The organism is Agrobacterium sp. 10T429 (genome assembly GCF_056393925.1).
This window is the reverse complement of sequence record NZ_JBFTGV010000015.1, coordinates 1-24,844: the sequence shown is the minus strand read 5'-3', so window position 1 is coordinate 24,844 and position 24,844 is coordinate 1. Positions and strand designations below refer to the sequence as shown.

At 56.7% G+C, this 24,844-nt stretch carries 21 protein-coding genes; 9 read left to right on the top strand and 12 right to left on the bottom strand.

The annotated features are described in order from the left end of the window. Positions 1-19: 19 nt before the first annotated feature. Both AC1DCP_RS24820 and AC1DCP_RS24815 read right to left on the bottom strand, forming a co-directional pair. Positions 20-1,669: an electron transfer flavoprotein-ubiquinone oxidoreductase gene (locus tag AC1DCP_RS24820; RefSeq protein WP_476774751.1), complete on the bottom strand. Its 1,650-nt coding sequence runs from the start codon at positions 1,667-1,669 to the stop codon at positions 20-22. Between the two features lie 100 nt (positions 1,670-1,769). Next, positions 1,770-2,888 carry a nitronate monooxygenase gene (locus tag AC1DCP_RS24815; RefSeq protein WP_476774750.1) on the bottom strand — a complete coding sequence of 373 codons (1,119 nt, stop codon included), beginning with the start codon at positions 2,886-2,888 and terminating at the stop codon, positions 1,770-1,772. A gap of 361 nt (positions 2,889-3,249) precedes the next feature. Between AC1DCP_RS24815 and AC1DCP_RS24810 the strand changes: the two genes are divergently transcribed. Both AC1DCP_RS24810 and AC1DCP_RS24805 read left to right on the top strand, forming a co-directional pair. Beyond that, positions 3,250-4,038 carry an SDR family NAD(P)-dependent oxidoreductase gene (locus AC1DCP_RS24810; protein ID WP_476764369.1) on the top strand — a complete coding sequence of 263 codons (789 nt, stop codon included), beginning with the start codon at positions 3,250-3,252 and terminating at the stop codon, positions 4,036-4,038. Positions 4,039-4,260: 222 nt separating this feature from the next. Further along, on the top strand, positions 4,261-4,950 hold the full coding sequence (locus AC1DCP_RS24805) for a nitroreductase (RefSeq protein WP_441360493.1): 690 nt from the start codon (positions 4,261-4,263) through the stop codon (positions 4,948-4,950). A gap of 6 nt (positions 4,951-4,956) precedes the next feature. On the opposite strand, the gene AC1DCP_RS24800 is transcribed toward AC1DCP_RS24805, so the two are convergent. The 7 genes from AC1DCP_RS24800 to AC1DCP_RS24770 form a co-directional block, all read right to left on the bottom strand. Beyond that, positions 4,957-5,592 carry a TetR/AcrR family transcriptional regulator gene (locus AC1DCP_RS24800; RefSeq protein ID WP_441360492.1) on the bottom strand — a complete coding sequence of 212 codons (636 nt, stop codon included), beginning with the start codon at positions 5,590-5,592 and terminating at the stop codon, positions 4,957-4,959. A gap of 125 nt (positions 5,593-5,717) precedes the next feature. Beyond that, entirely contained in the window at positions 5,718-6,881 is a 1,164-nt protein-coding gene (locus tag AC1DCP_RS24795; protein WP_441360491.1) for an NAD(P)/FAD-dependent oxidoreductase, read from the bottom strand. A 6-nt stretch (positions 6,882-6,887) separates the two neighbouring features. Continuing rightward, positions 6,888-8,351 carry an FAD-dependent oxidoreductase gene (locus AC1DCP_RS24790; RefSeq protein WP_476774749.1) on the bottom strand — a complete coding sequence of 488 codons (1,464 nt, stop codon included), beginning with the start codon at positions 8,349-8,351 and terminating at the stop codon, positions 6,888-6,890. 121 nt (positions 8,352-8,472) lie between these two features. After that, on the bottom strand, positions 8,473-9,423 hold the full coding sequence (locus AC1DCP_RS24785; RefSeq protein ID WP_441360489.1) for an electron transfer flavoprotein subunit alpha/FixB family protein: 951 nt from the start codon (positions 9,421-9,423) through the stop codon (positions 8,473-8,475). 8 nt (positions 9,424-9,431) lie between these two features. After that, complete coding sequence (locus AC1DCP_RS24780; RefSeq protein WP_441360488.1) at positions 9,432-10,199, bottom strand: electron transfer flavoprotein subunit beta/FixA family protein; 768 nt, start codon at positions 10,197-10,199, stop codon at positions 9,432-9,434. A gap of 60 nt (positions 10,200-10,259) precedes the next feature. Beyond that, positions 10,260-10,787 carry a MaoC/PaaZ C-terminal domain-containing protein gene (locus AC1DCP_RS24775; protein ID WP_476774748.1) on the bottom strand — a complete coding sequence of 176 codons (528 nt, stop codon included), beginning with the start codon at positions 10,785-10,787 and terminating at the stop codon, positions 10,260-10,262. Positions 10,788-10,948: 161 nt separating this feature from the next. Then, positions 10,949-11,764 carry a citryl-CoA lyase gene (locus AC1DCP_RS24770; RefSeq protein ID WP_441360486.1) on the bottom strand — a complete coding sequence of 272 codons (816 nt, stop codon included), beginning with the start codon at positions 11,762-11,764 and terminating at the stop codon, positions 10,949-10,951. A 277-nt stretch (positions 11,765-12,041) separates the two neighbouring features. On the opposite strand from AC1DCP_RS24770, the gene AC1DCP_RS24765 reads away from it, so the two are divergent. The 4 genes from AC1DCP_RS24765 (at position 12,042) to AC1DCP_RS24750 (ending at position 16,708) form a co-directional block, all read left to right on the top strand. Continuing rightward, positions 12,042-12,428 carry a RidA family protein gene (locus AC1DCP_RS24765; RefSeq protein WP_476774747.1) on the top strand — a complete coding sequence of 129 codons (387 nt, stop codon included), beginning with the start codon at positions 12,042-12,044 and terminating at the stop codon, positions 12,426-12,428. A gap of 414 nt (positions 12,429-12,842) precedes the next feature. Beyond that, positions 12,843-13,715, top strand: a complete 873-nt coding sequence (locus tag AC1DCP_RS24760) for a polysaccharide deacetylase family protein (protein WP_441360484.1) — start codon at positions 12,843-12,845, stop codon at positions 13,713-13,715. A gap of 19 nt (positions 13,716-13,734) precedes the next feature. After that, on the top strand, positions 13,735-15,255 hold the full coding sequence (locus AC1DCP_RS24755) for a class I adenylate-forming enzyme family protein (protein WP_476774746.1): 1,521 nt from the start codon (positions 13,735-13,737) through the stop codon (positions 15,253-15,255). 22 nt (positions 15,256-15,277) lie between these two features. Continuing rightward, positions 15,278-16,708, top strand: coding sequence for an amidase (locus tag AC1DCP_RS24750; RefSeq protein ID WP_476774745.1), 1,431 nt, complete (start codon positions 15,278-15,280; stop codon positions 16,706-16,708). Positions 16,709-17,069: 361 nt separating this feature from the next. Here AC1DCP_RS24750 and AC1DCP_RS24745 read toward each other — a convergent pair whose 3' ends face one another. Further along, positions 17,070-17,732 (bottom strand): TetR/AcrR family transcriptional regulator, encoded by a 663-nt coding sequence (locus AC1DCP_RS24745; protein WP_476774744.1) that lies wholly within the window; start codon positions 17,730-17,732, stop codon positions 17,070-17,072. A 201-nt stretch (positions 17,733-17,933) separates the two neighbouring features. Between AC1DCP_RS24745 and AC1DCP_RS24740 the strand changes: the two genes are divergently transcribed. Continuing rightward, positions 17,934-20,300, top strand: a complete 2,367-nt coding sequence (locus AC1DCP_RS24740; RefSeq protein WP_476764370.1) for a molybdopterin-dependent oxidoreductase — start codon at positions 17,934-17,936, stop codon at positions 20,298-20,300. Positions 20,301-20,537: 237 nt separating this feature from the next. On the opposite strand, the gene AC1DCP_RS24735 is transcribed toward AC1DCP_RS24740, so the two are convergent. Then, positions 20,538-21,686, bottom strand: a complete 1,149-nt coding sequence (locus AC1DCP_RS24735; protein WP_441360479.1) for an aromatic ring-hydroxylating oxygenase subunit alpha — start codon at positions 21,684-21,686, stop codon at positions 20,538-20,540. A 60-nt stretch (positions 21,687-21,746) separates the two neighbouring features. Next, complete coding sequence (locus tag AC1DCP_RS24730; RefSeq protein ID WP_441360478.1) at positions 21,747-22,697, bottom strand: PDR/VanB family oxidoreductase; 951 nt, start codon at positions 22,695-22,697, stop codon at positions 21,747-21,749. Between the two features lie 195 nt (positions 22,698-22,892). Here AC1DCP_RS24730 and AC1DCP_RS24725 point away from each other — a divergent pair, with 195 nt between their 5' ends. Then, the gene (locus AC1DCP_RS24725; protein WP_441360477.1) at positions 22,893-23,780 is read left to right on the top strand and encodes a LysR substrate-binding domain-containing protein; all 888 of its coding nucleotides are present in this window, start codon (positions 22,893-22,895) and stop codon (positions 23,778-23,780) included. A gap of 281 nt (positions 23,781-24,061) precedes the next feature. Continuing rightward, positions 24,062-24,718 carry a carboxylesterase family protein gene (locus AC1DCP_RS24720; RefSeq protein WP_476774743.1) on the top strand — a complete coding sequence of 219 codons (657 nt, stop codon included), beginning with the start codon at positions 24,062-24,064 and terminating at the stop codon, positions 24,716-24,718. The last annotated feature ends 126 nt before the right edge of the window (positions 24,719-24,844 follow it).

Sequence of the window (24,844 nt, the reverse complement as noted above, 5' to 3'; positions counted from 1 at the left end):
TCCTGGAAAGTAACAACCTTCACATGGTCGGATAGACAGGTCCCTCGCCGCCCTGCGGCGGGACCCAGTTGATGTTCTGGTTCGGGTCCTTGATGTCGCAGGTCTTGCAGTGGACGCAGTTCTGGGCGTTGATGACAAAGGTGTCCTTGCCGTCCTTCTCCACCCATTCGTAGACGCCGGCGGGACAGTAGCGGGTCGAGGGACCGGCGTAGATGTCGTGCTCTGATGACTTCTGCAGCGCCATGTCCTTGACCTGCAGATGAACAGGCTGGTCTTCCTCGTGATTGGTGTTCGACAGGAACACCGAGGAGAGACGGTCGAAGGTGAGAACGCCGTCCGGCTTCGGATAGTCGATCTTCTTGTGCTGCGAAGCCGGTTCCAGCGAAGCGGCGTCGGTCTTGCCGTGGCCGAGCGTGCCGAAGAAGGAGAAGCCGAACAGCGTATTGGTCCACATGTCGAGACCGCCAAGACCGATGCCGATAAGCGTGCCGAACTTCGACCAGAGCGGCTTGACGTTACGGACTTGTCTCAGGTCCTTACCGATCGCAGTCTTGCGCCATTTGTTCTCGATCTCGACGACTTCGTCATTGGCGCGGCCCGCCGCGATTGCATCGGCAATCTTCTCGGCGGCCAACATGCCCGAGAGCACGGCATTGTGGCTGCCCTTAATGCGGGGAACATTGACGAAGCCGGCCGAGCAGCCGATCAGCGCGCCACCTGGGAAGGTCAGCTTCGGGACTGACTGGTAGCCGCCCTCGGTGATGGCGCGGGCGCCATAGGAGAGCCGCTTGCCGCCCTCGAAGGTGGTGCGGATCGCCGGATGGGTCTTGAAGCGCTGGAATTCCTCGAAAGGATAAAGATAGGGGTTCTTGTAGTTCAGGTGGACGACGAAGCCGACGGCGACCATATTGTCTTCGAGGTGGTAGAGGAACGAGCCGCCGCCCGCGGCCATGCCGAGCGGCCAGCCGAAGGAGTGCTGCACCAGGCCGCGGCGGTGGTTTTCCGGCTTGACCTGCCACAGTTCCTTGATGCCGATGCCGAATTTCTGCGGCTCGCGATCCTTGGAAAGGTCGAATTTGGCGATCAGCTGCTTGGCGAGCGAGCCGCGCACGCCTTCGCCGATCAGCACATATTTGCCGAGGAGCGCCATGCCCCGGGTGTAGTTCGGCCCAGGCTCGCCGTCTTTTTCGATGCCCATGTCGCCGGTGGCGACGCCGATGACAGCGCCGTCATCGTTATAGAGCGCTTCGGTGGCGGCAAAGCCGGGATAGATCTCGACGCCGAGCGATTCGGCGTGGCCTGCCAGCCAGCGACAGACAAGCCCAAGCGATACGATATAGTTGCCGTGATTGTTCATCAGCGGCGGCATCAGCACGTTCGGCAACCGCAGTTTTCCGGCAGGGCCGAGCACCAGGAATTGATCGTCAGTCACCGCTGTCTTGAAGGGATGGGCGTCCTCTTCGCGCCAATTGGGCAGAAGCCGGTCGATGCCGATGGGATCAACCACGGCACCCGACAGGATATGCGCGCCAACTTCGGCTCCCTTTTCTAGCACCACGACCGACAGTTCCGGATTGACCTGCTTCAGCCGGATCGCCGCCGAAAGACCTGCCGGACCGCCGCCGACGATCACCACGTCGAATTCCATGCTTTCGCGTTCGAGGTTCATACTGTTACTGCCAAAAATCTATTATGGAGCGTCGTTCTGGCGAACATGGTGGTTCGCCAGTTACCCGTCACTGACGCATTGTGACAGGCATGGATTCAACTTAGTAAGAGGTGACGCCCTGCAGTTTCTCAAGCGCCTCTACATATTCGATGAGCATCCGCTCGATCTCGGATTTCACCGTCGTATGCTCGTGCATATCGCCAACTGCCTGGCCGACGGAGTAGGTCCAGTAGTCGAGGTTCCGACCGCGCTCGGCGCGCTTGAATGGGTACCCGTTCATGATCGATTGCATCGGCCAGTCAAGGGGCTCCGGAGCCTCGGGACGGTGCCAAGCGTCCACGTACTTGGTGTAGAGCATGCGACCTTGCTTACCGGTCATAGCCTTGGACAGGCGCGCGTCTTCGGATGCGGCGGCAAAGAGCTTTTCTCGCATCTCCAAGCTCAGATCGCTCTCGGCCGTTCCCAGCCAAAGCGAGCCCATCCAGACACCCTGGCAACCGAGTGCCAAGGCGGCCAGGATATGCGATCCGCGCGTGATCCCCCCTGCCGCCAGCACGGGGATGCCTTCAGCCGCCTCGACGACCTGCGGCCATAAAACCATGGAGGCAATATTGCCCACGCTTCCGCCGGCCTCTGTTCCTTGGGCAACCAGCACATCCACGCCGGCCGACCGCTGCTTTGCCGCGTGTCTTGCGTTGCCAACAAGTGCGCCGACCTGGACACCTTTGGCGTGAGCTTCCTTGACGACCCATTCCGGGGTGACACCGAGTGCGCCCACCACGAGGTCGACGGACTTTTTGCCAAGCACCACGTCAAGCTGCTCGCGGCTCTTCTTGTTGGTCATCGCCATTTTTTCGGCATACTCGGCCAGATACGCATCCCGGTCGGTCTCGGAAATGTCCGCAATGCCTGCATCGTCAAGAAGCCGCTTCACAAAGTTGAGGTGTTCTTTGGGAATGAGCTTCCGGTACTCGTCGGGGGTCTTTTCGACGCCTTCTCCCCCCGTGCCGGGAAACACCAGGTCGACCGAAAAGGGGCGCCCATCAACACGCTCCTCGATCCATTCGATTGACATCTCCAACTCTTCCGGAGTCATCCACGCCGCGCCGAGCGAACCCATTCCTCCAGCCTTCGTCACTGCGGCGACGACGTCGCGGCAGTGCGAGAACGCAAAAATTGGAAGCTCAATACCAAGCGTTTTCGTTAGTTCTGTTTGCAACTTTGACCCTCCGGGACCCTTTTGGTGAGCGGCGCGTCTCAGCCAGCTTACCAACACCGCTTATTTGTCTACCGATGCGTATAATAAACATTACTATGGGTATGTTTGTAAAGAGGCGATGGGCGATATGATGGGTTTTCGAAACGAGGAGGGTGTTTCCGTAACATCGAAGAAAACGCGATTTCGTTCTCCGGATGCCGTTGCGCAATCCGTAGCGTACTGTATTGTACGTGTGAGTATGTCCGGTGAAAAAAGCGTCAATATCTCAAGTTTGGTGGCGTGGCAGGATCAGACCGTGCCCCCAGATGGCCTCTTTCGACGAACGGACCTGCTGAATTGGCGAAGCTGAAGGAACTTGCATATGTTCGACTTTAAGGAAAAAGTTGTCGTTATCACGGGCGGCGAAACAGGTATCGGCAGGGCGACCGTTGAAGCATTCGCCCGCGCCGGCGGACAGGTCATCATTGCTGGATATTTGGAAGACCAGGGTGAGGACGTTGTAAAGTCTCTCGCTTCGGAAGGGTTGTCTGTTGAGTTTATCAAGACGGACGTTCAGCAGGAGAGTTCGGTCGATAACGTCGTAACGTCTGTGTTGGCCAAGCACGGCCGCATTGACGTTCTTGTCAACAATGCATCCGTCTTCGACGGATTTGCCGGCGTGCTTGAGACCTCCAACGCCCTTTGGGAAAAGGTCATCAACACCAACCTTCGGGGCACATTCTACTTCTGCCGTGCCGTGCTGAAGGACATGGTTGCGCGCGGAGATGGTCGCATCGTCAACGTCTCATCCGTAGGAGGTATCATCGGTGGTGCAGACGGCCTGGCCTATACAACGTCCAAATTCGGCGTGATCGGCCTGACACGGCAGATGGCGGTAGATCTGACCAAGACAGGTGTTGGGATCAACGCAGTGTGCCCTGGCATGATCCAGACCGATATGCGCGGCAATTCGGCTCGGATCCTCGGCGACACCGCTCCCGACATGGCACGCGGCGTTGGCGTAAATCCCGACGCACTGAAGCGCGTTCCTGCAGGAAAGAAAGGCGTACCGTTGGACATCGCGAACGCGATCATGTTCGCTGCGTCGCCATACGCCAACTACATGGCAGGTCATTCGCTTGTCATCGACGCGGGCTGGACGGTCCAGTAACAAGCCGGCTCATATCCAATAGGGAGTTTTCCCGGCTCAATCGCGCCGGGAAATCGCCATAACGAGCGGCGATCTAAGTGTATGCAAAAAGTGTCACGGTACTCGCTTGTTCTAACCAGTCTCTTTGACGGTTGTCGTTGGTCGTAGGGGAAACGCCGGTGCGTCCGGCTGGTTTCGCCGACAGATCGAACGAAGTCAGGACCAATATTGAGGGAAGTCGAGATGAGCTGTGACGAAGGGAGCCCATACAAGGCACTCATTTCCTTGGCAAAGGCTCGCTATTCTTGCCGTGCGTTCACGAGCACGCCGGTCCCATCCCGTGACATTCATAAAATTCTGGAGGTTGCCCGCACGGCGCCCTCGGACTGCAACACGCAGCCAACCAAGGTCTTCGTCGTCAGTGGCGAGCCTTTGGATCTACTACGAGCCGAAATGTACAGGTCCGCTTTGGACGGCGCAGACAGAAAGTCCGATGTTCCGCCAATCGGTGTCTACACCGGAATTTTCCAGGAGCGTCGGCGCGAATGCGGTTGGGCCCTGTACAATGCCGTTGGCGTCCAGAAGGGAGATCGAGTGGCTTCAGCCAAACAGGCGCTTGAAAACTTCCGCTTCTTCGGTGCACCACACCTTGCCATTATAACCGTTCACAAGGACTTGGCTGAGCGAGGGCTATTTGACGCGGGTATATACCTCGGGCACTTCCTGCTTGCCGCCCAGGCTGTCGGGGTTTCGGCCGTCCCGCAAGGCGCCATCGCTCACTATGCGCAAATTATCCGCAAGCACGCGGCAATCGAAAACGACTTCCGGATCGTTTGCGGAGTTTCTTTCGGATACGAGGTAAAAGATCACGCTGCCAATAGCTTCCGTACGACGCGCGCAGAGCTATCGGACAGCGTAATTTTCGTCGAATAGGGTTTCCTATTTCAGGGCAACACCCTGAATAAGCTGATCAGCGAAAACTGACGCAACTTCCTCGGCGCTATGCTTGAAGGTCGGCTTGAACCAAGTGTAGGGCCAGTTGCAAGCGCCGATAATGCAGCTAACAGCGATGGCTGGAGGTACGTCGCGGAAGACACCTTCTTTGACACCTTTGGCGTACAGATCCTGGATCTGTTTGTTGTATTTCCGACGGTTGCCAGTGACGACCTCGCGTTGCTCGTCGTTGAGCTCGTTTTCATCCCTGTTGTAGATCGTCGCCCAAGCGCTCCGTGACATCACATTCAGCGAATGCATCTTCACGATCCGCGCAAGGACCTCGGTGACACTACCGCCTGATTTCAAAACTTCGGCCAAACCCTTGGAATACGTGTCGTCGATCTTCTCGAAGATCCTCCAGAGGATTTCGTTCTTGTTCTTCATGTAGTAGTAGACGATCGATTTGGTGAAGCCCATCTCCGCGCTGATGTCGTCTACCGTAACGGCGCGAAAGCCGCGGGCCGCGATAAGGCGAGCGGCCGCGTCGAGGATTTCTTCCTGAATTAGCTCGGTCTTTTGCTGCTTGATCTTGCCCCGAATGTTGGGTTTGGCAGAATCTTTTTGAGCTTCCATATCCATGGTGTACCTTCCTGAGTATTTTTTCGTTCTTTACGGTATAAAAACCAGAAAGGCAACCTTGCCTGAGGACCTACATATTCGAATGCCTGCACCCAACTGCCTCAGCCGTTGGTGAAGTTTGCCAATCAAGTATTATAAGATCCCGCTTCCCACTTCTTCTGAGCTTTCCAGTCCGGCGAAAGGTCGATGAATCGATCGAGACTGAGCCTTTCAACAGGAGCCGACGTCTCGCCCTTTAGAGCGAGGTCAGCCATGGCAATCCCGACGGCCGGACACATCCCAAAACCATGTCCCCCGCCCGCAGCGACGAGCAGCCCTTCGGGATCGTCGAACCTATGGATGATCGACTTCTGGTCGCGCGTAATGTCGAGAACGCCCGCCCAGGTCCGCAAAAGTTGCGTCCCTTTCGCGACCGGAAACGCCTCGATCATGCGGCGGACCAAATTGCGAACGATCGGCGTGTTCGGCTTTGCGGGCTCGTGATCTGCGTCTACATCGACCCACTCATGTGGACCGCCGTTGGCATGGAGATTGCCACGTTTTGTCTGCCGTATTGACAGTCCATTCAAACCGATGAACCCTACCTCGTACATGGGCGGCAGAGGAGTCGTCACCAATGCCTCCAAGCGTACAGAGGCGACTGGAAACACAACGCCGAAGGGCTCGAGGAGGTTGGCATTATAGCCTCCGGCACAAAGAACAACCCGATCTGCATAAAGGTCTCCCGTTGCGGTTTTGACGCCTTTGACTCTCCCCGACTCCGAGATGACGGAATAAACAGGCGTGTTTTCGAGAATGACCCCACCTAGGTCTTGAAACGCCCAAGCGTAGGCTTGCGATACACGCTGTGGGTTGGCGTGCCCCGACCGCGGTGTGTAAAGACCCGCCCGCGACTCGTTGGAGAGAATGGGAATAAGCTTACGGCATGCATCCGCATCTATGATTTCGAAGCCGAAGTCAGCTCTTTGAAAGGCTTTGTGGGTGGCATGGAGTTCTTCCACCTGCTTGTCAGAAAAAGCGACCCACAGACGGCCTTTCTGCGTCCATTCGGTCGGGTACCCCAGTTCCTCCTCCAAACCATCCCAAAGTTTCTCGGCCATCTCCGCAAGCGGCGCTTCGTCGGGATCGTCGGCGCGCAGGCTCAGATAGCCCGTTGCGCGAGAAGAGGCTTCGTACGCCACCGGCCCGCGGTCGACAACGAGTACGCGAACACCTGCTTTTTGAGCCTGGTATGCGGTCGCTAATCCAAGCAGCCCGGAGCCGACGACGATGATATCATAACTGTTCATGTCTTCTTACCTCTTCTGCTGGCCTGCGACGCTTTCGGGAACGACTTCTTCGTGCATCCAGTGAGGCCATCTTTCCCGGGTGTGGTAGTCGTCATCCTCTGCCGCAATCAGGCCCATGTCCACCGGTCTGACCGGGAAGCGATAGCTGGCCGGCTTGATATCGGCGACGTCAATTCCGTATCTCTGGGCAAGCAGCATGGCAGCCTCGTCGCGACAACGTTTGCCTTGGCAGTGGCCCATGCCGACCCGCGTCATCCGCTTCGTCATGTCCTGACTGACCTTTGGACCAACGTCTCCGCCCGTCGTCGCCACATGTGGTGCGCGCAAGCCGGCTTTGAGGTACCGAGGCGGTTGCAGGTCCAGAAACTCGCCCCGCGTCACCGACTCGCATTGGCACAAGACGACGTCGGAGCCTCCCATCTCGTGCAGCTTCGCAACCCAGAGATCTATGTAATTCGCAGGGTTTGGTTGTCCGGAAGGCGCTGAATCGCGTAACGCGTCGATGTTCTCGCMGGCGGTTGGCGCGAGAAGGCGAGCGACTTGGTCATCCTGCCTGTTGAAATTTGACAGCCAATACACATTCGGGACAGATGTCTCGAGCTTTGCGTCAACGACCGGCAGCCACGCCGGGTATTCCCCGGCAAATCGCATAGCACAGCCCATGGCGGCCGGTAGTTCCACATTCGGGAGAACCGCGATGGCAACACATATCGTATCGCAGTTGATGTCGACACGTTTGTCGGTGCCGTCGATGGAAATGACGGTCGCTGACGAGATCTTGTCGGTGCCCTGCGCTTCGAGAAGGACGCTTTGATAGAAAACCGGAATATCCTGTTCGCCTGTCCAGTGGCCATCTTCCTCACCTGATTGAAAGGTGGCGGTTGGCTCGACGAATCCCGCGATTTCGATGCCACGGTCGATCGCAGCCCGCGCAAACTCGACGGCGAGGGTGGTCGTTCCCAGCACGAGGCAGCGGCTGCCGTTGAAACACTGGTAAGACTGGAGAAGCTTAGTTGCTGCCTTTCCCCCCATTACTCCTGGTAAATCCCATCCCTTGAAGGACGGTACGAAGTCACGGGAACCGGGCGCGAGTACCAGTCGGTCGTATTCCAGGAGTTCGTTCCCCTCCCGAGAGACGATTCCCACCTTAGGAATTTCGATGTGCCGGGAGTTAGGAGCGTTGTGAAACGCACCCCAGGCAACCACACCGATCTTGACATCGACTTCGTTCTCGACGCATTCCAGCAAAAGATCATTTGAACTCAGGACGTTATCGAAGACGGCGGTTTCGTCGCTGAGCGACGTGGGCAGACCCGATCCGTAAAAATACGGGGCGTCAAAAGACATGCTCTTGAGTTCCTGAGGGTGCTCGTCAACCAACGTGACCTCATCGCCGGCTGCACGAGCAGCCAATGCAAATTCACAACCCAGCCGGCTCGCTCCAACCACAACGACACGCTTGCCGCTCATTTGAATGTTCCCTTCTTATAACCTCGCAAATGCGAGCTCTTGTTATCGGGCCGGCAGCATCCACATAGAAACTTCGACCACAAATGCAGGCGGAAGCGGTTGGGCGCGCTTCCGATCAGCTTCAGAGTTTTTTCATGGCCGCAGCCAGGATTTCTTCGTAGTCACCGACGATGCCGATATCCGCAATCTTGAAAATATTTGCATCCGGGTCTTTGTTGATCGCTATGACCTTCTTCGCCCCGCCGATCCCGGCGAGGTGATGCACTGCACCGGAAATGCCGACTGCCACGTAAACCTCAGGGCTGATTTTCTGGCCGCTGAAGCCCACTTGCCGAGACGAAGGCACCCATCCCATCTCAACCGCGGCGCGACTAGCGCCGACTGCCGCGTCAACTTTGGCCGCAAACTCCTCAATGACACGCCATTTTTCACCGGAACCCACACCAAGTCCACCGGACACCACTTTGCTCGCGCCACGAAGCGGAAGGCCACCGCTGTCGGGCAGAGCCTCCGAGGCGACAAAACGCACGGCTCCGGGATTGACCGGTTCGGTGACCACTTGCGCTTCGACATCCTGAGCAGCAGGTGCGGACAGAGCGTCACCGCTATAAAGAAGGACGGCCTTACGCCCTTCGAGTGAAAGGATCTTCTGCGCCAAGCCGCCCATTACCGGGCCGGTGATTTCAATATTGCCTTCGCGGGCTTGAATGACTTCGCAGGATGTCACGAATTCCGCGGCAAGCGCAGCCGCGACTTGCGGTCCCCAATTCCGGTTGGAAATCGTGCCAAAGCCAACGACCAGTGAGCTTTCACGATCGGAGGCCGCCTTACCGACGACCTGGACCAGATAGTTTGCACCGTCACCGACAGGCTTGTTCGGCCTCACCACGGACGCGCTTCGGAACACCCCGCCATACTTCACAGTCACACTGGAAGAACCTGTCGTGTTTAGGATGAGCAGATCGGAGGAATAACCCGCCGCAGCGAGATTCGCCGCGATCGACGCCAATGTGGCGAACTCTGTCGCGCGGGTCTCGGAAGTATGATGGATTACAAAGAGAGCGTTCTTCATCGGTGATCTCACTTGTCGAGTGCTGCGAGAAGGGCGGCGGCCTTGTCTTCATTGCTGCCATCGATGAATGTGGTGGACTGGCCGGAGCGCTGCGCCTTTTTCGGAGAATATTTGGGCCTGGAGCCAGTCGGGCCGTCAGACGTCGCTTGAGCGACCTCGATAGTCGCCTTTTTGGCCGTCATGACGCCCTTCAAGCCAGGGGTTCGGGGCTTGTTGATTTCATTCGAGACGAGCAGAACGGCAGGGAGGGAAATCTCGTATTCGTCGATGGTCGCGTCGGCGAGCTTGCCCACATTGATCACCTTGTCGCCTACAGACTTAATTGCGACAACCGGGGAGATCGCCGGGATACCCAACCCGTGTGCCACGAGGTAGGGCACGTAGCCGGAATCGGTGTCCGACGATTGTCGTCCGGCAATAATCAGCGATGGAGTTCCCTTCTTCTCTATCGCAGTAACGATTGCCTGAGCGGTCTTGAAGGAGTCGGTGCGAGCGGCTTTGTCGAGATCAACGCGGATGGCATTATCAGCGCCCATTGCAAGCACGCGTCGCAAATATTGCTCGGCTGAAGCGTCGTCAGCAGTGAGTACGGTTACGCTTCCGCCATGTGTCTCTTTAAGTCCAATCGCCGCTTCCACGGCATTCAGGTCATAAAGATTGATCGAGTACTGTGCCGATGCATGCACGACGATCTCGTCACCGGCGTCGGATATCGACACCAGTTGCTCGGGAAGGTTTGGATCAGCGACCCTCTTGATGAGTACAAATATATCCATTTGCAGTTTCAGCGCTCCTATCGCCGGCAGTGCCCGCACAATCGCATTTCGGTTCTTGCCCTACGCCTCTGCAGCGCGGGAAGGTGCTGTCGTTCGATGGTCAACGCCAGGCCGGGAATGGAACATGACTTTCCATATGCCTTGTTGACAAACTTCTTCTCGCTGGTTCCGAACCTCCAGCCAGAAGTTCACAATCCCGCGCGTGGGGTTCGAGGTGCGTCGGACTTCCTCGACACGCTGGTAGACGTGGATCGTGTCTCCCATCTTCACCGGAGCTTTCAGATCCCAGGTCATTCCCAAGAAAGCGATGGCTGTGCCCTCTTTGATGCCGAGCCGAAACTCCAATCCGGTGGTGATAGCGAAGACGGCAGGGCCGTGAAGGATCCGCGCACCAAATGGCGTGGATCGTGCGTAGAGCTCGTCCGTGTGCACCGGGTTATGGTCGCCGGTCAGTGCGGCGAACATCACGATATCGGTTTCAGTAATCGTCCGACGGGGGGTGGTCCATTCCTGACCAACCTCGAAATCGTCGAAGAACATAGCGCTTGGACCGACGCTCAGTGCATTAGGGTCGATTATAGCGTCCATTCATTACCTCCTTGAGCGCCGTGGCGCATAAATCGCTTTGTGGACTCCCTCATCCGCTCCAAAGCTCAGTTTTTCATACTGATGAGAATGTATTTTCTACCAGCTGGTTCGATGTGTCAAGCGAACAGTATGCCAAGACGCGGCATCTCCTCCGCTCGAAATCATCTCCAGCCGGCGCTCTTGAGAGCGCTGTCGAGATCGCGGCGAACCTGCGTGTATTCGACATGCGTGTCGGGTACGAGGCGGTTACGAACGCCCGAACCTAACTCTTCCGATATGTGAGCGATAACGCCAGGCATGGTCGACAGGATCGCCAATCCGCACATCTCCTGGGGCGTGAAACCCATCTGCACCATGATAGCGGCGAGCATTCCGACGTCGTTCAAGACCAGTTCGGGCTTGTTGCTCACTATCTGGAACGCCCTGTGGACGGCTTCATACCACTCGTTTGCTTCGCCCCATACGCCCTCAGACTTGGCTATCGCCTTCAGCCTCTCGGATCGCGGATCCAGATATCTGAAGACTTGGTGGCCAAAGCCGGGGACCCGGCGCTTTTCCGACCGCAGGTTTTGAACAAGCTCTGCCGCGGCTTCGTCCATCGGCTGGTTGCCGGCCTTCCATCCGGAAAAAGTCTCCGCGATAAAGCGGCCAGTATCTTCGGGCGAAACCGCATATGCACCGGCCGCCAGAACGGCTGCGCCGAGGCCGGCCGTCATGACGGGATTGACGGAAACTACGGCGCGAGCGGCGAGGGTACCGGACTTTTGGAGGCCGAAGTCGAGAATGGAGGAGAGAATGACGTCCATCATCCTTGACTGGCCTGGAGTCGGGAGTTCTCCGCGAACCAACAAGTAGGTGATTGCGGAGAAGGGGACGGCGCCGACCAGTTCGTTCATCGCATATCCGCGTATGTAGATACCTTCTTCCGCTATCTCACTTACAGCGGTCACCCAATGCGACGGTGTTCCTTTGGTCATAAATGCCTCGAAAGATGAACAAGAATGCGAGCTTCGTTCGGCAGCTTTGGCGACCGGGTCCGAACCGAAATTCAAGTTCATACTAGATAATCCATGAAACATACTCAAGCGTACAATCAGTGGGCACTGGAAATTTCTTGTCGGCATGGGTCCGGGATAAAATCGTGTCCACATACTTCCACGTATCCCATAAGTCTGCGATGGTATGTCGGAGCGCCCCGTCGGGTACACCCGGCGGAAGGCAACTCACTAGTCTTTTGACGAAAGGAAGAAATTCATGTTGTCCCCAGTAAACCCACCTGAAGCCAACTGGCCGGGCCTGTCTCAAGGCATGGTCGTCAAGGGGAGCGGGTTCTTCGTCTCGGGCGGTCATTGCGGTCTTGACCAGTCGGGAGAGCCAGTGACGAGTTCGATGGAAGATCAGATCGTGGCGATGTTCGAGAACCTGAAGCGCACGCTCGCCGCAGCCGGTCTGACATTCGAGCACGTGGCACGGACCACTTGCTTTGTTAAGGAGTTCACCCCGGAGCTATTGAAAACGATCAAGGAGGTGCGTGCGAAACACTACAATCAGGAATGCCCGCCAGCCAGCGTGATGGTCCAGGCCGGGCTTTACGACCCGCGCCTCTTCGCGGAAGTTGAAGTCATTGCAGTCTTGCCGTAGGCGCTTGGTGCCGAGCCGGGTGGAGCGCCGTCAGTCCCCGGCTAGGTCGGCGCAATGTCCCGAAGACTTTCTATAGCGTTGCGCCATGCGTTAACCACCAGACCTTTCGCTTATTCCGTTCCGATTCCGTCACCGGAAAGGACCGGGATTGGATGTAGGTCCGTGATGATGGCCGCTTCACAGGTTCATCGTCACGCCCACGCCGCAGCGGGGAAGCCATTGCGTAAGCGCGAAGTATCCATTGAGTTCCAACAGGAACGTAAATGCCATCAACTGGGCCTGTGAAGCTTGCAATGTCGGCACATTCCCGCTACGCATACCAAATCGAATTAAAACATACCTACTAGTACTATTTTTGCCTCCCCGTTTGTCCGTGGGGCACAAGTCGGGGGCGAATCGCGCAAAGGACGAGTGATGACAACTGTCTGTCTCACATTTGATTTCGACGCAGTTTCACTTTGGATCAGCACCATGCGCCAGACGAGCGCCACACCTCTCTCGCGCGGCGAGTTTGGGGCTCTGGTCGGCTTGCCACGTGTGTTGAGCCTTCTCGCAGAAAAAAAGGTGCCTGCTACTTTTTTTGTTCCTTCGCACACCGCCGCAGCGTTCCCATCGCAAACACTGCGGATCCGTGAAGAGGGGCATGAGCTTGCGCTGCATGGGTATTGCCATGAGACGCCAGTGGGGCTTTCTCGAAACGATGAGGAGCGGCTGCTCGATCGCTCGATTTCGAAGATGCGGTCGATCCTGGGTAGCGACTTTCTTCCGAAGGGCTATCGCTCTCCAGCCTGGGACCTCGGGCCCGACTCAATATCAATCCTTGAGGATCGTGGAATAATCTACGACTCGAGCATGATGGGGGATGACTACCGACCGTATTTGGCGCGCACAGGTATTGTCGCAACGGAAGATGATTACGATCCTGGCACGCCGAGCAAAATCCTGGAGATGCCGGTAGCATGGGAACTGGACGATTTCCCACATTTCGTTTTTCTCAACAAGCCAATGTATCTTGGCATGAGAACCCCTCAGGAAGTGTATGAGCTTTGGAGGGAAGAGTTCGACTTCTGCGCCTCCCTAGGCGATGGCGTATTCACGCTTACAATGCATCCTCAAATTATTGGACGAGGACCGAGAATTAACATGCTGGCGAGGCTGATCGACCACATGAAGTCGACAGCGGGCGTGATCTTCCGAACTGCTTCCGATGAAGCGCGGGACAGACTTCGCAAGCTGCATGGAGCGCAGGCCGAAGCAAACCAAGCATTTGAAACCTTCACCGACTAATCAAGAAGAATCACGCCTCATGGAAAATCACCTCTCTCCTCTCCCGTCGGTTTACGATGCACTTCGTGCAGCTGCTGAAAAACGGTCTGAGAAAACAGCCATCGTCTACGATCAAGAAACCATCTCCTACGCTGGACTTCTCCGTCGTATCGATCAGGTGATCCGCAAGCTGCGTTCGCTTGATATAGGAAAGGGGGACGTCTTCGCGGTTTACGGACAAAATCACCCCGAGCAGCTGTACTGCTACTACGCTGCCTCCAAGATGGGGGCTGTGTTTGTTTCTCTTAACCCCAATCTCACGGCAGACGAGGTTGGTTATAGCTTCGACCACAGCGAGGCCATGGTACTTTTCTTCGATGATCACGTAGAGGGGATCGCTCGACAAGCAGTTCACTCTGACAAGCTTTTGCATCTCTCGACGCTATCCGCTGACACAGAAGGTTTGGAGGAGCCGCACGCGGATATCGATACCGAGTCAGACTTCATAATTACCTATTCCTCTGGGACAACCGGCAATCCAAAGGCCGTTGTCCTCGACCAGCGCGCGCAAATCGACGTGGCGGCCTCGCTGGCGAGAATGTGGGGGATCTCCGAAACGGATACGACCCTCGTCGCACTTCCTCTCGGTTATCTTTTCGGGCTCTCCACGGCAGCCGCGACGGGTCTGCATGCGGGGGGCACTGTCGTGATCCTTCGCCGTTTCCACCCGCGCGACGTGTTAGAGGCTTTCGCAGCCCATCACATAACCGTCTATCATGGCGTGCCGACTATGTACTCCATGATGATGGAGTACTGCGAGCAACGGCAACTCACGTTCGACCTCTCCGGCGCTCGTCTCCTTATTTGCTCCGGGGCTCCCCTACCAGAGGAGGTCGGTGCTCGTTTCGTCGCAAAGTTCAATAAGTCGTTGCAGAACTATTATGCGCTTACCGAAGTGACGCCTGTCTTTGGCCGCTACCACGACGATCCGGCCCAACTACCCGCAGGGGCGATCGGCAAGGCCGCGCCTGGCGCGACAATCAAAATCCTCGCCCCAGACGGCTCGGAATGTAACGCGGGAGAGCCCGGCGAAGCGTTTGTACGTGGCGCGGCAACACTCAAGCGTTATTCAAAGGATCCTGAGCTCACAGCGGCAACGCTCAAGGAAGGCCTGTTCCGGACCGGCGATCTCGTCAGTCGCGACAACGAGGGCTTCTACTACATCGTCGGCCGTATCAAGGACATCATTATCCGCGGAGGCCACAACATCTCACCGGCGGAAGTGGAGAAAACGATCCTTGTCCACGAGGCGATCCAGGACGCTGCAGTTGTCGGTATTGCCGACCGCATTTTCGGAGAAACGCCGATCGCTTTCGTCGTCCTGCGTCCAGCAATGGATGTCTCTTCGGACGAATTGATCGCTTATCTCGAACAGAAGATGGCCGACTTCAAAGTCCCCCGGACAATTTTCTTTGAGACAGAACTGCCCCAGGGAAAGACCGGCAAGGTCGACAAGAAAGTGCTGAAACTGCGCGCCGAACAGCAAATTCTTGCTGTCTGACCAGGTTAGGACAAACCATATCATGAATAAGAGCGAATATCGCAAGCAGGACGGTCTCGACCTAGCCAGGATGCTTCGAGACAAGCAACTGACACCCCTCGAACTCATGGACTGTGCGATCGACTACGCCGAGCAGATCAATCCCAAGATCAACGCTTTGACTTGCACAAATTTCGAGACTGGCCGAGACCTCGCGCGCAACGCAACGCTGAAGGGGCGGTTCGGGGCGCTTCCGTTTCTGCTCAAGGATTCCGGGCTTGCCTATCCGCCACTTACCAACAGCTTCGGCTCGCGATTGTTCGCGGACCTCAAGATCGATTTCAATGCGACCTTGACGGACAGATTCCTTGAGGATGGCTTCCTGCCTTTCGGTCGAACGACCGTTCCGGAATTTAGTATGGCGCCGACCACCGAGGCAGTTCAGAACGGCGGACCAACGCGCAACCCATGGAACCTTGATCACTCGCCGGGCGGATCGAGCGGCGGCGCCGCCGCGGCTGTTGCAGCCGGAATTGTCCCCATTGCTCATGGCAGTGACGGCGGCGGCTCTATACGCATTCCCGCCTCTTGTTGTGGTATCTACGGTCTAAAACCTTCCCGAGGGCTTATTCCAGCTGGCCCCGCACGCGGGGAAGGTTGGGGTGGCCTTGCGACTGACGGAGTATTGTCGCGATCAGTGCGCGATACGGCGGCTGCACTCGATGGTATTTCGGGGATGGAAACTGGTGCCCCGTACGCCTCACCGCTGAAGAACGGTTCCTACGCATTTGTATTGAATAAGCCCTTTAGAAGGCGACGGCGCATCGCGATGTGGAGTGTGGGCTTTGACGATATCCCTATCCACCCGGAGTGCCTTGCAGCGCTGCAGACAGCCAAACGGTTGCTCGAAGAGGTTGGCCAGGAAGTCGTCGATGCACCACTTCCGCCCATTCAGTTCTCGAAATTCGTGGAGGCTCAAATCAACGTGATGGCCGCCAACGTCACGGTCACGGTTAACGGGAAAATCCGCAACGATCCGAAGTCTGGATGGGAAAGGAAGTTGGAGCCTGCCATCCTAGATGCTTATCACCGGGGAAAGAGCCTGAGCGCGGAAGCCTATGCGTTGGCAATTACGCGGTTTCACACGATCGGCCGGCAACTGGCAAACTATCTTCTTGAATACGACTTCATCGTCACGCCGACGCTAATGCAGCCGCCGGCAGTGCTGGGGGCGATTTCGACGGATGACGACTTCTTCAGCTTTAGAAGCAAGATAAGCCGCTACGCGACGTTCCTCGCACTCATCAACGCGTCCGGGCAACCGGCTGCCAGCCTTCCCCTGCATTGGTCTGCGCAAGGATTGCCGATCGGCGTACAGATCATTGCGCCGTTCGGGGGCGAAAGCGACCTGTTGAGGCTCTCCGCACGTCTGGAGGAAGCACGGCCGTGGTTCGATCGCGTCCCGGCAGTTTGAAATGAAAAGATGTTTCCGCCTACCCGCCAATAAGAAGGAGCGACCTAATGCCTGATGGAACCGAGAAAAGCCGAGGATTTACCGTCGCCCTGGGTGGCTGTTGCAGCATGTTCTATCCGGAGCCAACGCCCGCGGACCGATCCCCGCCCCCGGCCGACGAAAGTGAAAACGCCTTAAGCTTGACGTGGTCATTCCGGCAACTGATCGCAAGGGTGACCGGGCTGTTCGCTCGTCTTCAAAGGGCGAGAGCTTTGCGGTAGCAGCAGTCGGGCTCCGCTAGAATGCCCGCCTGGTTAGGCCACTCAACGCCCGGAAACGTGTGAATTCGCTCTAAGGGCGGCGGCCTACATATTTCCAAGATCTAGGTCGGTTGCTCCAGTGGGAGAATTTTTGCTCGGTCAAAAAGCGCCTCCGCCATTTCGTAGCTTAGCGCCTTTGCCCCGGAGTTTTCCGGGTCGGAAAAATACTGGAAGCTGCAACCGTCGACGATGACCAACAAGGATCTTGCAAGGACCGTGGTATCCCATTGACATGTGCAGCCTGAGATCTCAAGTGCTTCGTTCAATACGACGGTTAGCTCCTGGAGATACATGGGATACATGGTCAGCCGGACTGGTTCGCTGTTGCGAAGCGCCCACAGGAAGAGTTCGAACTGAGCCTGTGCGTTCTGGGGCATGCGCTCGACGCCTTCCCACCAAGAGTCGAGCATAGAACGGACGGCATTGCGAACGCCGCCGCTCGTGGAAAATTTCATGGAATCAGAAATCATCTCCTTCAGCCACCTGTCGACAGCAGCATTGATCAGGTCGTCCTTGTCCTTAAAACAGTAGTGTAAAATTGCTAGGGGAGCCTTGGCTCTCGCCGCGACATCCCGCACAGTTACCGACTGGACACCGTTTTCGCGCATGATCTCAATTGTCGCGTCGACCAATTGTTCACGTCGGATTGCCGATGGAATGCGCACGTCTAAATCCTTCACTTTTTTCGGAAATGGGCATTGAAGCGCAAGGCTAGCCGCATCCATCCACCATTTGCAAGCCGTTAAAACGGGGGTCGGCCGATACTTGGGCAATTGACTTGGACAATTGTCCATGTGATCTTCGTCCTCACTTCGGCGGGTCGGCAACTCGGCTAATTCAGGACGTTTCCGTTGACAAAGCGATCGGGGATTGTTCCGTGGCCCTCGCTTCGACCCATGTTCCTCCAGTTACTCATGGTTCCTTACATGACGCAGAAAGAAATTATCCCACCGGCGCTTGCTGCCGATTTTGCCGTAGGACATTGGGGAACACATCGCGTCGAACGGGACGGGGTCGGAAAGATTGCTCTCAAGCCATGGGAAGGCGACAGCGATCCGAGCCCAATCGGACTAGACCAGCTCTCCGATGCGGTTAGCGCATTGCGCGTCCGTCGGCCGGCCTTCCGCGAGGGATGGCTGAAGAAAGGGCCGGGAGACCATCGACAGCGAAGAGGCTCAGATCACTTTGTCGAGGTCCCCTGGGATGAAGCGTTCGACATTGTCGCCGACGAATTGCAGCGGGTCAGGCAGTCCTTTGGGAACAATGCTATTTTCGGAGGATCTTATGGATGGGGAAGCGCGGGCCGCTTCCATCACGCGCAAAGTCAGATCCACCGCTTCCTCAATGTAATCGGGGGCTACGTGCGGGGCCGGGACTCCTACAGCTTCGGCGCTGGCTCCGTCATCATGCCGCGCATCGTGGCTCCGATGGAGCAACTTCTCGAACAGCACACGGACTGGAACAGTCTCGCAGATCACACGGAGCTGTTTGTCGCCTTTGGTGGGTTGCCACTTAGAAATACCCAGATGACGGCAGGGGGCGCGGGACGTCATCGAGTACGCCAGGCGATAGAGACGATGCGCGCACGGGGCGTACGGTTTGTAAATGTCAGCCCCCTCCGACAGGACGTCAGTGTCGAAGCCGATTGGGTTTCCATACGGCCAAACACTGACGTCGCACTGATGCTCGCACTGATCCATGTGCTCACTTCGGAGAATTTGCACGATCTTGCCTTTCTCGATCGGTTCTGTACCGGAAGCGATAAAGTCGAGGCGTATGTTCTCGGCATACATGATGGGGTGGCCAAAACGCCCGAATGGGCGGCTAAAATCACAGGCGTTCCAAGTGGTCAGATAGAGCGGCTTGCCAGGCAGATGGCAGCGTCGAAGACCATGATCAATGCTTCTTGGTCTCTGCAGCGCCAAAGCCACGGGGAGCAGTCCTACTGGGCGCTCGTGACCTTAGCGGCGCATTTAGGACAGATCGGCAGCCCGGGCGGTGGTTTCGGTATCGGTTACGCAACCCTCAACTCTATCGGTTCGGACGAACTCAAGATTTCCGGCCCGCGGCTACCGCAGGGTAGCAATCCCATAAAGGATTTCATTCCGGTCGCTCGCATTGCGGACATGCTTCTCGACCCTGGAGGTCAGTTCGACTATGACGGCAACTCCTATCGATATCCTGATGTGAGGCTTGTTTACTGGGCGGGCGGCAATCCCTTCCATCATCATCAGGACCTCAACCGGTTTATCGGTGCCTGGCAAAAACCGGAGACGATTATCGTCCACGAACAGTTTTGGACGAGCACTGCCAAGGCCGCGGACATCGTTCTTCCCGCGAGTACTTCCCTCGAAAGAAATGACCTTGGTTTCGCATCACGTGAGGGGCAGCTTGTCGCGATGCGCCAGTTTCAACCCCCACTAGGCGAGGCGAAAAGCGACTTCGACATCTTTGCAGGTGTCGCAATGAAGATGGGGGTCGGGAAGGAGTTCACCGGCGGCAGGACAGCCGCTCAGTGGATCGAGCACATGTACTGCGAGTTCCGCGCGAACCTCCGTTCACGCATCGACTTGCCCGATCTCGAGGAATTTTGGGAAATGGGCCGCATCGATTTCCCTTCATCGAACAAGCCGACAATCATGCTGGCTGATTTCCGGGCTGACCCCGACAACCATCCGCTGGGCACGCCATCAGGACGCATTGAGCTATATTCGGAGGAAATTGCCGGATTTGGCTACGACGATTGTCCTGGACAGGCAACCTGGATGGAGCCGGTCGAGTGGCTGGGCTCGGACCGAGCTTCACGGTACCCACTTCATCTGATCAGCCAGGAGCCACGCCGTCGGCTACACAGTCAGCTTGATCACTCTCCGCACAGTCGGGCAGGGAAGATCAAGGATAGAGAGCCTGTCTTGATGAACCCGGCCGATGCGGATGCTCGAAATATCAAGGATGGCGACGCCGTCCGCATCTTCAACGATCGCGGTGCGTGCTTGTCCGCGGCGCAGTTGACAGACGAACTCCTTCCAGGCGTGGTTATCATCGCGACGGGTGCATGGTTTGACCCACAAACCTGGTGTCCCGACAACATCCTCGAACGACACGGTAATCCCAATGTGCTGACGATCGACATAGGGTCTTCTAAGTTGACCCAAGCGACTGTTGCGCAATCTTGTCTGGTCGAAGTTGAACGTTTTGACGAAGCTTTGCCCGAAGTAAGGGCGTTCAAAGCGCCGCCGTTGACAGAGCAGCGAGTGTCCGAACCTCACGATCGCGCCCAAATAAGAGACTGATCGAAACGGAAGCGATCTGTCGAAGGCCGGCACATCGAAGAGTCCATCGACAGAACCGCAGCATGAATAAGCGGATTAGGTGCTGTACCTTTCGTGGCCCTTGGTCGAGACCGGCGTTGAAAAGATGTAATTAAAAAATCGGGTCAGCCGCGAGCTTCATGCCGCTGTCGGCAGAAGCGGTCTCGACCCTGATCGACAACGAGCGTCCACCAGGGTCTGTTTTCGAAGTTCTCCGGCTTAAACGGCGGCCATCAAGCTGTCGATAAGATCGAGGGCAGGGCGAACGGCGCCTTCTGCAAGAGGGTTCAACGGGCCGGGCTGGAACTTCCGCGAGAGGACGCCCTTGTAGTTTCGCTCGCAGAGTTCCTTATCCTCGGCGTTCGTAGCGCGCCAGACTTCGATCACCTTGTCGATTTCGTAGTCCACGCCCTCGATCGCATCTGAGTGCACATACCAGCGCGAGGTCCACTCGACTTCCGATTCCGAGATCGGGTTCATCGTGTGAATAATAGCGTGGTCGATGTGAAAGATTACGCGGCTGAGGACGGGAAGCAGCCCCACGCCATCAGTAATTTCCACGGGCAGTTCCTTCTTGTCCGCATATATGCCGAGCGGCTTGCTAACGAGTTCTCCATTCATGGAAACCGTCGTGAAACCTTTCCGCAGCGGCTCGCCGCCGAGGAAGCAGCTGCCGCCCCAGCCCGCAGTCTGGCCGTAGGAGGATTGGATGTCGAACGCGATGCCGAGTTCGGGGTGAGAGCCGGCACAGTGGTAGCATTCAAGATAGTTTTCCAGGAGGGTCTTCCAATTCCCCTTTACAGGCAGGGCCTCGCGAAAGATTTCCTTCATGTTCTCAGGTTGAAGCTTTTTGAGTTCGTCCGACGGAGTGCCAAGCAGTTCGGTCAAGCTTTCAGTGGGATTGCTCGTGAGGTTCACGAAGATCAGGCCGGCCCACACCTCGACGGCGGCCGGAAAGAGAGAGAGCTTTTCGTAATCGATGCAGTCCTTATCGGCCATCATCGGCGCACGGCGAAGTGAGCCGTCAAGGCCGTAGCTCCACTGGTGGTATGGGCACACAAAATTGCGAACATTTCCTTTATCCGATTTGGACAGCTGTGAACCTCGGTGGCGACAGACGTTGTAGTGGGCACGAACGCTTTCGGTGCTCTCCCTGACGATGAGGAGGTTCTCCCCTGCAAAGTTATGGGAGAAGAAGTCGCCGACATTCGGAATTTGGGAGATATGGCCCGCAAAGGTCCACTGCTTCGCAAAAATCTGACGGGTCTCTTCTTCAAAGACCGCAGGTGAGACGTAGCGCTCGCGAGGGAACGTTGTTTCCGTAGAACGCACAGCACGGAGGCTGTTTGGCGCGATTTCCTGTCCCATTTGTTTCTCCTTCAAGGTTTGATTTCAAAATATACCAGGACAACCGTGTTCGCTGGCGCTCTAGGCATCGAGTTCAATCTCGGGACCGAGCGCACGAGATACGCAAACCATCATCCAGTCGCCCTGCTGTTGCTCCGAAGCGCTAAGCACCGAATCGCGATGGTCGATAGCGCCAGACAAAACCCGCGTCTCGCATGAACCGCAGGTTCCCTCACGACACGCGCTAGGCCAACGAATACCTTCGCGTGTCATGGCCTCCAAAATGCTCTCCTCTGCGCCTACCGAAATCGAACGCCCAGAGGCGCGAAGATGCGCTGTGAACGCATGATTTTGAACTGGCGCAGAGACTGTTATCGGGCTGAATCTCTCGCTGTGCAGCGTGTCCTTGGGCCAATCAGAGGACAACGCGGTCAGAGCGTTTAAAAGTCCCTCTGGTCCGCAAGAGTACAGTTTTGTCCCAGGGGCGATAGTATTTGCGATTGCCTTCAGATCGAGAATGCCAGCGTGGTCTTCCGCAACGATCCGCACATGCCCGCCGAGCGCTTCGAGCTCCTGATGATACGCCATTGATGAACGGCTTCTGCCGCCGTAATACAAGACCCAAGGAGTGCCACGCGCCGTAGCTTGCTCAATCATTGGAAGGATCGGCGTGATGCCTATTCCGCCTGCAACGAAGATGTACTCCGATGCGGCCTCAAGCGGAAAGTGGTTTCGCGGACCCTGAGCTTCCAGGATGTCGCCCTTCCTCAGATTCTCATGGATAAATTGCGATCCGCCGCGGCCATTGCCGGCGCGTAGGACGGCGACTCGCCAGTGTGCGGTATCGCCAAGCGGACCACAGAGCGAATATTGTCGTTCAAGCTGCGGCCCGAGCTTCAGGGACAAGTGCGCCCCCGGTTCCCACGACGGCAGCTCTCGTCCCTGGGCGTCCGCAAGCACGAGCTCGGCGACATCATCTGCCCGCTTCACGATATCTACTACACGCAGGGACCTTGTTTCTTGCTCGTTCATACACTCTCACATCATTGGCAGGCGACTGTCGATCAGGCCCTCGTGCGACCCGGTCAAAGCTTGAAGCGGGTAGGGTCATGCAGAACGTAGCGGACACTGAACATTCCGGTGAGTATGTGTTCGATGGCGTTGCGGCGCAATTGAAACTGTGTCCTACTCTTCATGACGATTTGTCATGATGAAATCGGAAAGCCCATGGCGTTGTACCTTCCGCCGACAGAGCAGCTTCTTGCCTTCAAGCTGGCGATCGAACACGGGAGCTTTACGGCTGCCGCGAGCGAACTTAACATCACGCAATCTGCGGTGAGCCACCAGGTGGCTAAACTCGAACGAGCGGTCGGCTCTCGCCTGATTACACGAAGTGCCCGTGGCCTGGCTCTAACCGACGCGGGGGAAACGCTGATTGCCGCGATTAGCGACCCGATTTCGCAGCTATTGTCGGCCTTCGAGTCACTCTCAGTTCCCAGTTCCACCAACTTGCTGAAAATTCAGGTTGAGTCTGCTTTCGCAGCGTCTTGGCTTTCACCCAGACTTGACAGTTTTCTCGGGCGGTTCCCGAACCTGCGCCTTGAACAATATCGCTCAACGAACTTGAGGCTGTCGGATCGCGTTGAGCTTGCTATCAAATGGGGTAGTGGTCGATGGCCGGATTTGGTGTCTGAGAAGCTGCTTAGCATCTACTACACGCCAGTTTGCTCATCGGCGATCGCCGCCTCGGGCAAATTGAATAATGCAGAGGACCTGCAGAACTTCACGCTCTTGCATGATCGGCGCTACAAGGACTGGCAGCAGTGGCTAGACCAGTATTATATCCACCACCCAAACGTCCGACGTGGGCATATCGTGGACGACGCTTACATCCTCAGCGAGATGGCTATGGAAAGCCGGGGTATAGCCTTGTGCGCTCCGATCTTAGCCAGGCGGGAACTCGCAAGCGGCAGTCTCGTCTGTCCATTTCCGGCAATGCGGCTATTTCCAAAGGAAGCCTACTATCTTGTGAAAAGGAAAGAGACACGACTTTCGCGCAACGCAGAAGCTTTTGCAGCCTGGCTGAAAGATGAAGCAGCCGAAGCTAGTGCCTGACGAACGATGCCCTACCAATGCGTTGGACATGACTGTCGCAGCCAAGCACAACACCGGCCTGACCAAGATCGAGATATGATACTTGCCAGTAAACCGCCCTAGACGGTAGCTCGCAGTCTCATTAGAGCCGACTGGTGCACCAGCCGACTGGATCGCGGGATCAACAGTTGAAGCCTCTTATTCGCATCACATACTTGACAGAATAATTTTCAAACGAAAAGGTATGGCGCTCACCGGTTCGCCGAGCTTTCGTATCAAATATGGGCGCCTTGGAGGGGTTGATGGGTTCGACAGGAACAACCAGGGCTGCTTCTGCGGCCGGAACAACACCGATGGTGGGAACTACCGGCGGACAAGTTTCCGGGTACACCACTGGTAGGGTTAACGTCTTCAAAGGCGTGCCGTATGGACGCGACACAGCCGCGTCCAGGTTTGAAGGCGCGGTTCCAGCAGCCGCTTGGGATGCGCCGCTTGTCGCACAAGCAGTAGGCGACCCATGCTACCAAAAGAACAGGGATTGGAAAGGTTGGACCGACAATCGCGACGGTAGTGAGAACTGCCTTTTCTTAAATGTCTGGTCGCCGAACGACGCAAAAGGCAAGCCCGTGATGGTTTTCTTCCACGGTGGCGGCTATCGCTACGGCACTGGCGGTGCGCCGCTTTATGACGGCGAGCGACTTGCCGTGCGCGGTGACGTCGTCGTCGTCACCGTCAACCATCGCCTGCATGTCCTTGGGTTTACATTTCTTGGCGACCTCTTGCCAGACAGCGATTACGCACCAAATCCTGGCCTACTTGATCTCGTCGCTGCTCTACATTGGGTGAGGTTAAATATTTCCGCATTCGGCGGAGACCCACAAAATGTAACGATTTTCGGTGAATCCGGCGGCGGCGGTAAGGTTTCTTGCCTTATGGTGTTGATTTCCACTGAGAGCTGACCCGGCGCAGCCTGATATTTCCATTGAGAATTGACCCATGTTTCAACCGTCCCTCGCATGTTTTCAGCGGGGGCCCTGGAGTGATCGACATGGCGTTACTGAGCGTGATCCGACGCTGGCATTTTA

Coding starts and splice junctions, on each gene's coding strand:
- AC1DCP_RS24760 (WP_441360484.1), top strand. CDS start 12,843: ATGACAACTGTCTGTCTCACATTTGATTTCGACGCAGTTTCACTTTGG.
- AC1DCP_RS24820 (WP_476774751.1), bottom strand. CDS start 1,669: ATGAACCTCGAACGCGAAAGCATGGAATTCGACGTGGTGATCGTCGGC.
- AC1DCP_RS24720 (WP_476774743.1), top strand. CDS start 24,062: ATGGGTTCGACAGGAACAACCAGGGCTGCTTCTGCGGCCGGAACAACA.
- AC1DCP_RS24735 (WP_441360479.1), bottom strand. CDS start 21,686: ATGGGACAGGAAATCGCGCCAAACAGCCTCCGTGCTGTGCGTTCTACG.
- AC1DCP_RS24795 (WP_441360491.1), bottom strand. CDS start 6,881: ATGAACAGTTATGATATCATCGTCGTCGGCTCCGGGCTGCTTGGATTA.
- AC1DCP_RS24775 (WP_476774748.1), bottom strand. CDS start 10,787: ATGGACGCTATAATCGACCCTAATGCACTGAGCGTCGGTCCAAGCGCT.
- AC1DCP_RS24765 (WP_476774747.1), top strand. CDS start 12,042: ATGTTGTCCCCAGTAAACCCACCTGAAGCCAACTGGCCGGGCCTGTCT.
- AC1DCP_RS24730 (WP_441360478.1), bottom strand. CDS start 22,697: ATGAACGAGCAAGAAACAAGGTCCCTGCGTGTAGTAGATATCGTGAAG.
- AC1DCP_RS24755 (WP_476774746.1), top strand. CDS start 13,735: ATGGAAAATCACCTCTCTCCTCTCCCGTCGGTTTACGATGCACTTCGT.
- AC1DCP_RS24780 (WP_441360488.1), bottom strand. CDS start 10,199: ATGGATATATTTGTACTCATCAAGAGGGTCGCTGATCCAAACCTTCCC.
- AC1DCP_RS24800 (WP_441360492.1), bottom strand. CDS start 5,592: ATGGATATGGAAGCTCAAAAAGATTCTGCCAAACCCAACATTCGGGGC.
- AC1DCP_RS24740 (WP_476764370.1), top strand. CDS start 17,934: ATGACGCAGAAAGAAATTATCCCACCGGCGCTTGCTGCCGATTTTGCC.
- AC1DCP_RS24745 (WP_476774744.1), bottom strand. CDS start 17,732: ATGGATGCGGCTAGCCTTGCGCTTCAATGCCCATTTCCGAAAAAAGTG.
- AC1DCP_RS24785 (WP_441360489.1), bottom strand. CDS start 9,423: ATGAAGAACGCTCTCTTTGTAATCCATCATACTTCCGAGACCCGCGCG.
- AC1DCP_RS24725 (WP_441360477.1), top strand. CDS start 22,893: ATGGCGTTGTACCTTCCGCCGACAGAGCAGCTTCTTGCCTTCAAGCTG.
- AC1DCP_RS24810 (WP_476764369.1), top strand. CDS start 3,250: ATGTTCGACTTTAAGGAAAAAGTTGTCGTTATCACGGGCGGCGAAACA.
- AC1DCP_RS24770 (WP_441360486.1), bottom strand. CDS start 11,764: ATGACCAAAGGAACACCGTCGCATTGGGTGACCGCTGTAAGTGAGATA.
- AC1DCP_RS24750 (WP_476774745.1), top strand. CDS start 15,278: ATGAATAAGAGCGAATATCGCAAGCAGGACGGTCTCGACCTAGCCAGG.
- AC1DCP_RS24805 (WP_441360493.1), top strand. CDS start 4,261: ATGAGCTGTGACGAAGGGAGCCCATACAAGGCACTCATTTCCTTGGCA.